The sequence below is a fragment of the Bremerella cremea genome (genome assembly GCF_003335505.1).
GTDB lineage: Bacteria > Planctomycetota > Planctomycetia > Pirellulales > Pirellulaceae > Bremerella > Bremerella cremea_A.
Window position 1 is genome coordinate 229,420 of sequence record NZ_QPEX01000024.1, and the last position, 12,376, is coordinate 241,795.

At 55.5% G+C, this 12,376-nt stretch carries 11 protein-coding genes; 8 read left to right on the forward strand and 3 right to left on the reverse strand.

The annotated features are described in order from the left end of the window. Both DTL42_RS12335 and DTL42_RS12340 read right to left on the reverse strand, forming a co-directional pair. Positions 1 to 1,770 (reverse strand): DEAD/DEAH box helicase, encoded by a 1,770-nt coding sequence (locus DTL42_RS12335; RefSeq protein WP_114369030.1) that lies wholly within the window; start codon positions 1,768 to 1,770, stop codon positions 1 to 3. 81 nt (positions 1,771 to 1,851) lie between these two features. Further along, the gene (locus DTL42_RS12340; RefSeq protein ID WP_114369031.1) at positions 1,852 to 2,433 is read right to left on the reverse strand and encodes a hypothetical protein; all 582 of its coding nucleotides are present in this window, start codon (positions 2,431 to 2,433) and stop codon (positions 1,852 to 1,854) included. A gap of 229 nt (positions 2,434 to 2,662) precedes the next feature. On the opposite strand from DTL42_RS12340, the gene DTL42_RS12345 reads away from it, so the two are divergent. The 8 genes from DTL42_RS12345 (at position 2,663) to DTL42_RS12380 (ending at position 11,417) form a co-directional block, all read left to right on the forward strand. Beyond that, on the forward strand, positions 2,663 to 3,127 hold the full coding sequence (locus tag DTL42_RS12345; protein ID WP_234824184.1) for a hypothetical protein: 465 nt from the start codon (positions 2,663 to 2,665) through the stop codon (positions 3,125 to 3,127). A gap of 208 nt (positions 3,128 to 3,335) precedes the next feature. Continuing rightward, positions 3,336 to 4,463, forward strand: coding sequence for a hypothetical protein (locus DTL42_RS12350; protein ID WP_114369033.1), 1,128 nt, complete (start codon positions 3,336 to 3,338; stop codon positions 4,461 to 4,463). Positions 4,464 to 4,513: 50 nt separating this feature from the next. Next, positions 4,514 to 5,956 carry an aldehyde dehydrogenase family protein gene (locus tag DTL42_RS12355; RefSeq protein WP_114369034.1) on the forward strand — a complete coding sequence of 481 codons (1,443 nt, stop codon included), beginning with the start codon at positions 4,514 to 4,516 and terminating at the stop codon, positions 5,954 to 5,956. A gap of 164 nt (positions 5,957 to 6,120) precedes the next feature. Next, on the forward strand, positions 6,121 to 7,278 hold the full coding sequence (locus DTL42_RS12360) for an iron-containing alcohol dehydrogenase (RefSeq protein ID WP_114369035.1): 1,158 nt from the start codon (positions 6,121 to 6,123) through the stop codon (positions 7,276 to 7,278). 80 nt (positions 7,279 to 7,358) lie between these two features. Further along, positions 7,359 to 8,483 (forward strand): PQQ-binding-like beta-propeller repeat protein, encoded by a 1,125-nt coding sequence (locus DTL42_RS12365; protein WP_114369036.1) that lies wholly within the window; start codon positions 7,359 to 7,361, stop codon positions 8,481 to 8,483. An 84-nt stretch (positions 8,484 to 8,567) separates the two neighbouring features. Then, a complete protein-coding gene (locus DTL42_RS12370; protein ID WP_114369037.1) occupies positions 8,568 to 9,878 on the forward strand; it encodes a coproporphyrinogen-III oxidase family protein in 1,311 nt (436 codons plus the stop codon). Further along, the gene (locus tag DTL42_RS12375; RefSeq protein ID WP_114369038.1) at positions 9,875 to 10,330 is read left to right on the forward strand and encodes a glycine cleavage system protein H; all 456 of its coding nucleotides are present in this window, start codon (positions 9,875 to 9,877) and stop codon (positions 10,328 to 10,330) included. The genes DTL42_RS12370 and DTL42_RS12375 overlap by 4 nt, the downstream gene beginning before the upstream one ends. A gap of 4 nt (positions 10,331 to 10,334) precedes the next feature. After that, on the forward strand, positions 10,335 to 11,417 hold the full coding sequence (locus tag DTL42_RS12380) for an ATP-binding protein (RefSeq protein WP_114369039.1): 1,083 nt from the start codon (positions 10,335 to 10,337) through the stop codon (positions 11,415 to 11,417). Here DTL42_RS12380 and DTL42_RS12385 read toward each other — a convergent pair. Next, the gene (locus DTL42_RS12385) at positions 11,414 to 12,304 is read right to left on the reverse strand and encodes a tyrosine-protein phosphatase (RefSeq protein WP_114369040.1); all 891 of its coding nucleotides are present in this window, start codon (positions 12,302 to 12,304) and stop codon (positions 11,414 to 11,416) included. The genes DTL42_RS12380 and DTL42_RS12385 overlap by 4 nt on opposite strands. Between the last annotated feature and the right edge of the window lie 72 nt (positions 12,305 to 12,376).

Below are 12,376 nucleotides of genomic sequence, written 5' to 3' on the forward strand. Positions count from 1 at the left end.
TTACGCCGCCAAGCGAATCGGTCCCTTAGGGCTCCGTAGATCGAACAAGCCGAAGATTTCTTCCTTCGAGAAACCAACCTTGGCAGGCTCGCCTGTTTGGCTAAACAAAGCGTCAAAGAGTTCTCGCTTCTCTTCCAGGACCTTGTTGATCCGCTCTTCGATCGTTCCCACGGCCAAATAACGGCTGATTGTGACCGCGCCGGCGGCGCCAATGCGGTGAGCTCGGTTGATGGCCTGATCTTCGATAGCGGGGTTCCACCAACGATCGAACAGAAAAACGTACTCGCAGAACTGAAGATTCAAACCAACACTGCCGGCGCCGTAGCTCATCAAGATGATGTGCTTGGTGGGGTCGTGCTTGAACTGATCGATCACCCCTTCCCGCTGCTTATGCGGCACTTTGCCGTGGTATTCTAGCGGGCCAAACGGCTCGACATACTTTCGAATCTCTTTAATCGTACGCGTCCACTGACTAAACAAGATCGCCTTCTTGCCGCTGGCAGCGACCTCTTCCATATCGGCTTTCAACTGATCCATCTTCGCACTCTCGCCGGTGCGTGGATCGAAGTTGCAGATCTGCTTCAACCGCAGCACTAGCTCGAAGACATGCTGGACGGTCAGTTCCTGCCCCATTTCTTCCAACCGGACGATGCCTTCCTTTTCGGCAAACTCATAAGCCTCTTGCTGGGCAGGCGAAAGATGCAGTTCGGCATCGCGATAGAGACGCGGAGGCATGTCGGTCATCACCAAGTCTTTGGTCCGCCGAATGATATATTCGCCGGCAGTGGAACTCATCGACTTGATATCCATCCCCTTGGTTAACAGCCCTGGGGCAAGAAACTCGAACACGCCGACTAAGTCGTCCGTGCTGTTCTCGATCGGCGTTCCGGTCAGGGCCCAACTGCGGGTACGGGGAATCCCCTTGGTGATCTCAGCGGTGGTGCTATTGGAATTTTTAATCCGCTGGGCTTCGTCCAACACCACCAGATCGAAGTGCAGTCCGCTTTCTTCGCTTACCAGATCTTGATCGCGCATCAGCAGTTCGTAATTGGCGATCTTCACTGGCGTTTGGTTATCGCGCCATAACCAACTTCGTTTGGCCGAGTCCCCTTCAATAATGCTGATCGGAATCTCTGGCGCCCAGAGATTGAATTCTCGCTTCCAGTTCGAGACCAAGGGCTTGGGGCAAACCAACAGCACACTTCGAATCTCGCCAGCACGCAGTAGCATCCGCATGGTGCTGATCGACTGCATCGTCTTGCCCAACCCCATTTCATCGGCCATGACCGCCGCATGCCGAGGATATAGAAAGGCGATCCCTTCAAATTGATACGGGAACGGCTCGAAGGGAAACTCCAACGCCCCACTGGTCACAAGCGACTCTAGTGACGGCTGAAGTAAGTAGTACAGCCGGTCTTCCAATTTGATCACATCCCCTGGCGGGCGAATGTGCGTCACGCGTTTCGCCTTCGGTGGCTTGGGGGCGGCGGGATCATCCTCTTCGGCTGCCTGCTGCCCCGCTTCCTTCTTGGGCGGGGCTTTCTTTTCTAAAGCTTGCAGCCATGCGGGCGCTTCTGGGAAGACAAAGCTCTTCACGCCCACCTTGGCCCCTTTGCACATGAGCGAGACCGCCTTGGGGCGAGGCGTTTTAAATGGCTCGGAAGTGATCGATATTTGTGGAGCCCGCGCAAGCGCCGCCGTCCAACCGAGCGAAATCACTTCGGACTTGATATTGAGATTATGCGAAATCGTTTCTAAGGGCTCTGTCATGTCGCTTTGCGTACCTCCTCGGGTCGCGAGGTGGCATTTCCTGGGGGGGAGTGCGTGAAGGACGATCGGTTTTGTGATGAGCTATTTGCCCACACCGTGCGCCTCTTCAATGGCTTCGCGGATCCGTGTGAACGGTTCGTTTAAGTCCAAATCAATCGATCTTTCTTGCCAAATATCTGCCAGCAGCTGGCAATCGCTTTCATGCTGGCCACTGACAGCAACTTCATAGCTACCAAGCTGGAACGACCGAATATGTGGGGGCGCAACCGCCACTTGGGTGGCTTCGCCCTGGTACGAAGTAACATTGGCCTCGGCTGGGGAAGCTTCTTCCACACAACTAGGGGGGAGCAAAACTACCGGCACATCGGCATGATCGCGTAGCGAGAGCACGTGCTCGCTATCGGTGCAGATCGCCAATGTGGGAGATTTCAACTTAGCTATCAAAGCTCCGCCGATTTGTTCGCCGTATAAATAAGGTTTTAAAGTAGGTCCGTAAAGGATTTCCTGGGCACGGTTTGCTTTCACTGGGGCGGTACAATGAAACTCAAGAGGACGCCCAGCAAGATTGAGGACTAAGAGTCCACCAAACAATCCACCTGGCGTATGCTCTACCACGGTTAAAAATCCGAGGCTGGGCACCATTTTCTCGTTCCGATTCGACATAGACTCTCCATCTTGCCCATTCTTATCATCGTGACAGCGCAACTCGTTGTGGGCAGCCTGGGCGAACGGCCCAATGATGTGAATCGGTGTTTGGGAAAGGTGGACTTTAACTATCGTAAGGGCATATCCCTTCTCGCTAGCACTGCTATTGGTGAAGGTAAATGCTCGACATTTGATACCCCAGGTGACTATACTGAGTTACTCGCCTCACCCGGAGACTTAATAAACGATGTCGCTCGACCCCAAAGACCTGTCCCCTCTCTTCACACACGTCGACGTAACCTCCAACCCAACACCTATGCAGCAATCTCTTCAGTCGAACGAAACCAACACTTTGCTGAAACGGATGATTGAACTGCAAGAGCGCCAAGCTTTGCTCTTGGAAGAGTTGCTTCAGCAACAAGTTCATACGCAAAAGCAACGCTCAGCAGAACTGAACGCCTGGCGGAAAGCTCATCCTGAATTGGCCGAGAAGTGCCGTCTGGCCGCTGAAGCCCTCAGCAAGGTTCACGCTGACTTCCTGGGCACTTTAGCCAGCGAAGTCGATGACACGGCTGAAGATATGATCGACAGCGAATACCTGCTTAGCGAGTTCGTTGATCGCTTTGGGCCTCGCATCGCCCATCTCAACGGCGTACTCCAAATGCTGGCCCAACTGGGCGCACCGGCTCAGGCCATGAAGACGAACTCTTAGTTCAAGCGTCGTACAAGCTTTCCTAAAACCTGCTAGATCGCAGGTTTTTTTATTGCGCCAAAAATTACTCGGGCAACCAAAGGTTGTCAGAACAAGTTTTTCTCGGTACCATCCAAAGAATCACATCCCTACGTTCGATCAGCGGCCAAAGTCATTGGCTGCGGTGCGTTCCTCCCTTCCCTCTCTTTTGTTGGCTTGAATCGGAATTATGGCAAGCGACACGCTAACTCCTGAAGTCGAAGCGGCAGTGAAGGCCGCAAAGGACCGACTCGACGCACACGCGTACGAGATCGTGCAATGGCATTTCCACGAATCGACCGGCTGCCCTTTCTGGCTGGAAAAGAAGAAGGAATTCAACTTCGATCCCCTCACCGAAGTGAAGGGCTACGACGACTTGAAGAAGTTCCCGCTGTTCGAAGACGAATGGCTGCGTGGTGGCCCGGTCCGCCGTTGGGTTCCGGCTGCTTACCAAGACAAACCGATCTATGTGTTTGAAACCGGTGGGACGACTGGTATCCCGAAAAGTCGTATCGCGATCGACGATTTCCGTACCGACTACTCGAACTTCAGCGAAACGCTGCCGGACAAGTATTTCCCCAAAGGGGCCAACTGGCTGATGCTCGGCCCCTCTGGCCCGCGCCGTCTTCGCTTGGCCGTCGAGCATCTCGCCCAAGTTCGCGGCGGGATCTGCTTCTGTATCGACCTTGATCCACGCTGGGTGATCAAGCTGATTAAGAAGGGGCAGATGGATCAATTGGAAGCGTACAAGCAGCACTGCATCGATCAAGCGATCACCGTTTTGACTGCTGGTCACGATGTGAAGTGCATGTTCGGCACGCCCAAGCTGATCGAATCGCTTTGCCTCGGGCTGGAAGAAAAAGGGACCACGCTCGCCGAAGCTGGTATCACCGGTATCTTCAGCGGTGGCACCGAGTTCACGCCCCAGTGGACGCGTTACTGCATTGAAGAACTATTCGGCGGCGGGCCAGAAGAAAGCGGCATCTACATGACGCCAACCTACGGCAACACGCTGATGGGCTTGGCCTGCAGCAAGCCGGTTACGGCCGAAGAAGGCTACAAGATCTCGTACTACGCTCCGCAGCCACGAGCGGTTACCGAGGTCGTTTCGTTTGACGATCCGAACGAGTTGGTCGGCTTCGGGGAAACAGGTCGCGTAAAGCTGACCACCCTGACCAAAGAGTTCTTCGTCCCTGGCTTTCTCGAACGAGACGAAGGGGAACGCGAAAAGCCGTACCTGACCTATCCGTGGGAAGGTGTGAGCGGAGTTCGTCCTTTCCACGGCTTCGCCAGCAGTACGACCGTTGGTGTTTACTAAGCCCTCCGAGAACCCATCGCTACCACTTAATTAAATTACGGACGCCTACTATGTTGAACATTCCTGCAATCCGTTGGGGCAAGCCCTACGACTCGCTCGAAAAAGAAGACGTCGTCCATTTCCGCACCGGCGAACCAATCGCTCAACTCAGTCAGGTCGGCGGTGGGATTCTCAAGCGAGACATGAAAAAGGCGCAGTCCGCTCGGGACGCGTTACTGGAATTCAGCCCAGCGGAAATCTTGGAAAAGATGGCCACCGCTGGCAAATTGTACCTGGAAGCAGATCTTCCAATCGGGGATGGTTCGCAGACTCCAGCAGCGTTTGTGCATGCCCAAAGCGCCAGCACCGGTTTGCCGGAACATATGTGCCGGGCAAACATGCAGAAGAACGCTTTCGTCATGCAAAACATGACGCAGATCCTCGACTCGCTCACACGCGGGCTGGATCTCAACATTCTTGCGCGCGGCTACGGCAAAGAACCCGCCCGCGACGTCATGCTCAGCTATCAAGCTCAAAGTCCGGTTCTCGGCGCCGTGCTGCCTTCCAATTCACCTGGGGTGCATACCCTATGGCTTCCGGCCGTCGCGCTTCAACTTGGTCTGGTTCTCAAGCCAGGTGGAAAGGAGCCATGGACGCCGTACCGGATTTATTCTGCCATGGTCGAAGCAGGCTTGCCTGCCGAAGCGTTCAGCTTATACCCAGGCGCTGGCGGCGATGTGGGTTCGGCCCTACTTTCGTCCGTCGATCGAGCGATGGTCTTTGGCGGCCAGCAAACCATCGATCAGTACGCTGGCAATCCCAAAGTTCAGCCACACGGCCCTGGTTTCAGCAAGATCTTGCTGGCCGACGATGTGGTTGACGACTGGCCGCAATACCTAGACCTAATGGTGCAAAGCGTGTTCGCCAACAGCGGTCGGAGCTGCATCAATGCTTCCGGCATTTGGGCTTCGCGCCATACCAAAGAAATCGCCCAGGCGATTGCCGAAAAGATTGGTCCGACCGAAATCAAAGACCCCACCGACGATGAAGCCGCCTTGGCAGCTTTCACCATGCCAGGCATGGCCCCAGCCGTGTGGAACATGATCGAGTCTGATCTGGCCGAAGACGGCGTCACCGACTACACCGCTCCTTACGGCGAGCGTCTGGTGCAAATGGAACGTTGCGACTACCTGAAGCCAATGGTCATCCATGCGGAAACCCCAGAGAAGCAGGTCGCCAGCAAAGAATACATGTTTCCGTTCGTTTCGGTCGTCGAATGCCCTCAAGACCAGATGATCAAGAAGATGGGTTACTCGTTGATTTGCACGGCAATCACAGGTGACGAAAAGTTCGCACGCGAACTGGTGAATGCCACGCACATCGATCGCTTGAACATTGGCCCCATTCCAACTCACAAGGTCGATTGGCTTCAGCCGCACGAAGGGAACATTATCGAGTTCCTCTTCCGCAGCCGCGCCTACCAATCTGCCCCTGTGCAAGTCGCCGCAACCTAGACAATCCGAGGAAGCTTGCCTTCTCTATCTGGTCCCCTCGCGCCTGCGGGGAGAGGGCTAGGGTGAGGGGCAGCCCCAGCAAACGGATCGCCACCACCACGCTTCCCTCTTTATGCTAGGCAACAGTTCAAGAGGGAATTCGGAACGCAACAGGATCCCGAGGCATGATTCCATTCGATTTCCAGCCACGCACACGGATCGTGTTTGGCCCGGATTGCTTACAACGACTCGGTGAACTCGCGAAAGAACTAGGGGCGACCCGCGCCCTGGTGGTCAGCGATCCTGGCATTATCCAAGCCGGGCATACGCAGCGCGGAATCGAGTATCTGGAGGCTGCCGGGGTCCAGACCTTTCTGTTTGATGGCGTTCAGGAAAACCCCACCACGCACAACGTCGCCACTGGCGTTGAGTTCGCCCGGCAACACGCGCCGCACCTGATTGTTGGTCTCGGGGGTGGCAGTGCGATGGACTGCGCCAAAGGGATTAACTTCCTACTGACCAACGGCGGCGAGATGAAAGACTATTGGGGCGTCGGCAAAGCTCAGCACGAGATGCTGCCCATGATTGCCGTTCCCACCACCGCCGGTACCGGCAGCGAAGCCCAATCGTTCGCCCTGATTACCGATGCCGAAACGCATGCCAAGATGGCCTGTGGCGATAAAAAAGCAGCTTGTCGAATTGCCCTGCTCGATCCCACGCTAACGGTCACCCAGCCACAAAAGGTTACCGCGTTGACCGGCATCGATGCGATCAGCCATGCCCTGGAAACCTTCGTCACAAAGAAACGCAATGAAGTCTCGCTGGCATTCAGCCGGGAAGCCTGGCGACTGCTGGCGGCGAACTTCACCAAGGTTTTGAACGAACCTGAAAACATCGAAGCCCGAGGGGCAATGCAGCTAGGTGCCTGCTTCGCAGGTCTGGCGATCGAGAACTCGATGCTCGGCGCCGCCCATGCGATGGCCAACCCGCTGACCGCCCATTACGGCGTAGTCCATGGTCAGGCCGTAGCCGTCATGCTGCCAACGGTTATTCGCTACAACGGCGAAGCGTTCAACAAGCTGTACAAAGACATCCTTAGCATTCCGGTCGACCTGATGGATTACCCCAGCGTTGAGAGTGGCGCTGGCGGCCTGGCCGAGTTGGTCGAATCGTGGGTCGATCAAGCAGGCTTGGCCACCAACTTGAGTCAACTGTCGATCAACGGCGAGAAACTTACCGACTTGTCCCTCGACGCGGCCAAACAGTGGACCGGCAGCTTTAATCCGCGTGAAGTCGATGCCAGCGAGTTTTCCAAGCTTTATCAAACGGCAATGGATCCTTAAACCAAACATGCTTCGGTAAGGTGCTTCGAGTAGAATAGAAGGCACCTTTTTCTCAACCTCGTAAACCTGAGAGCTTCCCCATGACGCACCGCCTGGCAAAAGCAATCGCAGCGACCTTCCTCGCCCTGCTTGCCACACTCAGCGCGCAGGCGGACTGGCCGTTGTATCGTGGCAACGCCTTGGCCCAAGGGGTAGCCGACGAAGCTCTGGCGGACAACCTCGAACTGAAGTGGAAGCTAGAAGTCAAAGACGGGGCGTTCGAGGCCACGCCGGTCGTTTTTCATGGAATCGCATACATCGGCGATCTCGATGGTCGTGTTTATGCGTTAAAGCTGGCAGACGGCTCGAAGGTTTGGACCTATGAAGGCAACGTCGATCAACTCTCAGGCTTCATGGGCTCGCCTGCTTACCGCGAGGGTCGTATCTATGTTGGCGACATCGATGGCGTGCTGCACTGCCTTGACGCAAACAATGGCAAGCTGTTGTGGAAGTTTGAAGCAGGCCAAGAGATCAACGGGAGCGTCAATTTTTATCAAGACAAAATCTTGATCGGCTCGCAAGATGCCACCCTCTACTGCTTGAACCAAGCCGATGGCACGCTGGCCTGGAAAGTGGAAATCGACGATCAAATTCGCTGCATGCCCACGGTTGTCGCGAACCGAGGCTTCGTGGCCGGGTGTGATAGTAAACTACACGTTATTGACTTAGAAGCTGGCAAAGCGCTCGGCACGGTTCCGATTGACGGTCCAACCGGCTCCGCCCCAGCAGTGCGGGGCGAGGTCGCTTACTTCGGCACCGAGGCCGGAACCTTCTACGCAATCGATTGGAAACAGTTGAAAGTAGTCTGGCAGTACGAAGATGCTCGCAATCGTCAGCAAATTCGTGCCAGTGCCGCTGTGCTGCCAGATCGCGTGATTTTCGGCTCGTACAGCAAGAACCTCGTTTCGCTCGATCTGAGGACGGGGCAGCCCCAATGGACCTTTAAGGCCAGAGGCAAAATCAATAGTTCGCCGGTTGTTGCCGGCAATCGCGTTTACTTCGGATCGGCCGACAGCCGCGTGCGTGCGGTCGACGTGGCCACCGGCAAAGAGGTCTGGCAATACGAGGCCAAAAGCGGCTTCCCCGCAGGTCCTGCGGTTTCCGACGGCTGCTTGCTGATCGCCAGCGAACGAGGCGTTGTGTATTGCTTCGGTCCGAAAACCTAAACACGAATCACCAAATTCAAAAACACCCTTTCGCTAGTACTCGCCACTCGGCCCGTTAACTTTAGCAGAAAGCAAGATTAGCTCATGGCCACCGATTCCACCAAAACCGAAGTCGGTAGTTACTTCATCTCGAACTATCCTCCCTTTTCGCAGTGGAGCGAAGACTACATCGACCAGCTGAACACGGCGATGCATTCCGCTCCGCGCGATGGGGTACCACTCGGCTTGTACCTGCACGTTCCCTTCTGCCGCAAACGGTGCAAGTTCTGTTACTTTCGCGTCTATACCGACAAAAACGCCCAGGAAGTCGAGACTTACGTTTCGGCGCTGACCAAAGAGATTGAGTTGGTCAGCCAGACCGAAGCGATGGGGGGTCGCCCATTTCGCTTCGTCTACTTTGGTGGTGGCACACCGTCGTTCCTCAGCCCGAAGCAGCTTAAACGCCTAGAAGACCGTCTTCGCTCTAGCATCAGTTGGGATCAAGCGGAAGAAGTCACCTTCGAATGCGAGCCAGGCACGCTCAGTGAATCCAAAGTGAAAGCCCTGCGCGAAATGGGCGTGACCCGCTTGAGCCTGGGCGTGGAAAACTTCTTCGATAGCATCTTAGAAGAGAACGGCCGCGCTCACCTTTCCAAAGAAGTCTATAAGGCTTGGGATTGGATCGAAGCGGCCCAGTTCCCCAACGTCAACATCGACCTGATCGCCGGCATGGTAGGAGAAACGTGGGAGACGTGGCGCGAGAACATTAAAAAGGTTCTCGAATTTTCGCCTGAAAGCGTCACCATCTATCAGATGGAACTCCCCTTCAACACGGTGTATTCACAAGACATCCTGGGCAACAAGATCGAAACGCCGGTCGCCGACTGGCCGATGAAGCGGGCCTGGGTTAGCTATGCCTTCGACGAACTGGCGAAAGAAGGCTACGTCGTCAGCAGCGCTTATACGATGGTTAAAGACCCGAAAAAGGTGAACTTCAGCTATCGTGACAACTTGTTCGGCGGTTCCGACTTGCTTGCTACCGGGGTCGCCAGCTTCGGCCATATCAGCGGTGTTCACTACCAGAATAAGACCGAGTGGGGCGACTACACCGGTTCGCTACTGGAAAAGGGAGAGCTCCCCTTGAAGCGAGCCTATCGCCCTACCCCCGAGCAGCTTCTGATTCGCGAAACAATCCTGCTGCTCAAGCGAGGCTACCTCGATGCCGATTACTTCCGCCAGAAGTTTGGCGTCGACATCCTCGACAAATGGAGCGACATTTGGAAGCAGTACCAGGAAGAAGGTCTCGTGACCATCGCTGGCGATCGGATCGAACTGACCCGCGACGGCCTGCTCCGAGCCGACGGACTGCTGCCACCGTTCTTCGAGCCGCAATTCCAGGGAGTGCGGTATACATGAGCGAGTCGCTCGTCTTCATGATGGGGAAGTTCGAGGCGAACTTCCCTACCGACCGCCTATACTCCAAAAACCACCTCTGGGCGACCCGCACCGGCAATGCATTCCGCTTCGGGTTTTCGGCCTATGCGGTCCGATTGCTCCAAGATGTCTACTTCCTTGAGTGGCAGGTTGACGAAGGTGCTACAATCAAAGAAGGTCAAGAGATAGGCTTTATTGAAAGCAGCAAAGCCGAAAGCGACCTTTATCCTCCCATGGCCGGTGTTCTCGCGCGGTTGAACCCCGATTTGATGAGTGACCCTTCCCGGATTAATGTCGATATGTACGGCGAGGGTTGGCTTTACGAGATGGAAGGAAGCAGTGACACACTGCTAAGTCCGCAAGAGTATATCGAGCACCTCGCGTCGGTCTGGGAAGTAACCCAGCGGACCATCAAGGGACAATTGAACGAGTAACCCCATGCCCAAACGTTTGACGGTTGTCGTCAGCCAAGGTCAGAGCAACAATCCAGCCAAGCGAAAGCTGGAAGAAGACATCGTGGCGGCGCTGCTATTTGAGCCCGGCATCGAGGTTACGATCGTTCCGCACTTGTACGACCTGAAACCGGACGGCCCCGGCATCATGGGGCTGCAGGCAATCACCACCGACTTTGTTGTTCTGTCTTGGCTGTACGAACGAGCCGCCCGCTGGACCTTAGATCGCAACAACATCCACGGCAAGTCCGGCACCTCCCTCTTGATTCACGAGTCGGACGAAGATGACGACGACTTGTTAGACGAGCCGGAAGAAGAAAACAAGCTGCGGGTAATCGACAACCGCCCGATCCCGAACCGGATGATCTACTGCATCGACTTACGGGTTTCCAACAACCTGCAAGAGTACGTCGATGAAGTGAAACGCATTCACCGCGAAGTCTCGACCTCGGTGGTGGAGCTAGGTGGGCTCAACGGAAGTAGCTCCCCCAGTCCAACGCCGCAACAACTCGCTCGTGTGGCGCAGCCAACCAACGATACCGCCCTCAAAGAAGGTGGCGAGCTTGAAAAGCCAATCGAAACCATCGAACCGTTTCGTATCGAAGAAGATGCCAAACGTCGCTGGTATCCGGTGATCGACTATAGCCGCTGCACCAATTGCATGGAGTGCATCGACTTCTGTTTGTTCGGTGTTTACGGTGTCGATAAGGTCGAGACCATTTTGGTCGAAATGCCCGACAATTGCCGCAAAGGCTGCCCGGCTTGCAGCCGCGTCTGTCCTGAAAATGCAATCATCTTCCCACAACACAAAACGCCTACCATCGCCGGCAGCGACGAAGTAGCTGGGGGCGGCCTGAAGATCGACCTTTCGCAGTTGTTTGGCAAGCCCCAAGAGGACGCCAAGTCACTCGATGCCGCCGTCCGCGAGCGAGACGAACAATTGCTACTCGCTGGCCGAGAAGCGGTCGGCACGGCAGTCGGCGTGCCGAAACGCCAAGCAGAGAATGCCCCGCGCGAGAAAGACGACCTCGACGATCTCATTGATGCCGTCGACGAGCTCGATATCTAATTCCGATAGGCCGTATGGCACGCGGAACAAGCGGCTTTAACCTTCTTCAGCGAAGCCGTCGCTTCGTCCGACTTGTCGGTTTCAATCTGCTTCTTCATGTCCAAGATCAACGTCTCAGTATCGGCCAGCATCTGGCGGTACTTCGCGTCGTATTGATCGTCTTCCAACAGCCGGCCGGATTCGTGCAAACCCTCCTGCAGCAGCAACGCTTGTTGTGCAGGGTCGAGGTCTTGGTGCTCTGGCGGAGCTTTCCAATCTGCCTTCTGGCAAAGGACCAGGTGATCGTAAACGCGGTCGACCTTCGCCATCGCGGCGGCGAGTGATTCGACTTCGGCAACCTCCACCAGCATAGTCAACTGGGTGGTAACCGGAACTGGACGAAACTCGGTGATCTCTTTCCACAGCCCTGCGTAGTCGGAACTGGTACCTGCACTGCGCATGAAGTCGAGGGCCTGGGCTTCGGTCAGAATTCCTCCTTCACGGCAAGCGACCGCTGCAGCGGCTGGTCCACGATGTTTGCCGTGGTGGCAATGAAAGAAAATCTTATCCTGCTGGAAGTCTTCCATCACGCGTTTGAGCGAGGCTTGGGCTTCGTCCGAGATGCCGTCGTATCCGATCGGAATATGGACGTAACGCATGCCGTGCTTGCGAGCGTTTTCGATATCGGGCTTGGCCCCATCGACCGAGACAATCACGTTCACGCCTAGTTCTTGCAGCGTCTTGAAACCTTCCTCGCCATGGGGCTGGCTGCCGCTAACCACGTGCGGCGAGACTTTCAGCACGTTGTCAACGCCAGGCAAATGCTCGCCATGGGGCAGCTTGGAAGGGTCTTGGGCATGACAGAGCGAGACAAATGCCAAGAAAAGCAGTGTAGCAAGGCAGCGCATGAGCTTTATGGGGACAATCGAAGGAGAGAATTGATCAGCAGACGAACGCCCTCAGTCTAGTGAGAACCGTCA

Excerpts from the sequence above, each read along its gene's own strand:
- DTL42_RS12380 (WP_114369039.1), top strand. The coding sequence starts at position 10,335 with ATGCCCAAACGTTTGACGGTTGTCGTCAGCCAAGGTCAGAGCAACAAT.
- DTL42_RS12355 (WP_114369034.1), top strand. The coding sequence starts at position 4,514 with ATGTTGAACATTCCTGCAATCCGTTGGGGCAAGCCCTACGACTCGCTC.
- DTL42_RS12340 (WP_114369031.1), bottom strand. The coding sequence starts at position 2,433 with ATGTCGAATCGGAACGAGAAAATGGTGCCCAGCCTCGGATTTTTAACC.
- DTL42_RS12360 (WP_114369035.1), top strand. The coding sequence starts at position 6,121 with ATGATTCCATTCGATTTCCAGCCACGCACACGGATCGTGTTTGGCCCG.
- DTL42_RS12375 (WP_114369038.1), top strand. The coding sequence starts at position 9,875 with ATGAGCGAGTCGCTCGTCTTCATGATGGGGAAGTTCGAGGCGAACTTC.
- DTL42_RS12365 (WP_114369036.1), top strand. The coding sequence starts at position 7,359 with ATGACGCACCGCCTGGCAAAAGCAATCGCAGCGACCTTCCTCGCCCTG.
- DTL42_RS12335 (WP_114369030.1), bottom strand. The coding sequence starts at position 1,770 with ATGACAGAGCCCTTAGAAACGATTTCGCATAATCTCAATATCAAGTCC.
- DTL42_RS12345 (WP_234824184.1), top strand. The coding sequence starts at position 2,663 with ATGTCGCTCGACCCCAAAGACCTGTCCCCTCTCTTCACACACGTCGAC.
- DTL42_RS12385 (WP_114369040.1), bottom strand. The coding sequence starts at position 12,304 with ATGCGCTGCCTTGCTACACTGCTTTTCTTGGCATTTGTCTCGCTCTGT.
- DTL42_RS12350 (WP_114369033.1), top strand. The coding sequence starts at position 3,336 with ATGGCAAGCGACACGCTAACTCCTGAAGTCGAAGCGGCAGTGAAGGCC.
- DTL42_RS12370 (WP_114369037.1), top strand. The coding sequence starts at position 8,568 with ATGGCCACCGATTCCACCAAAACCGAAGTCGGTAGTTACTTCATCTCG.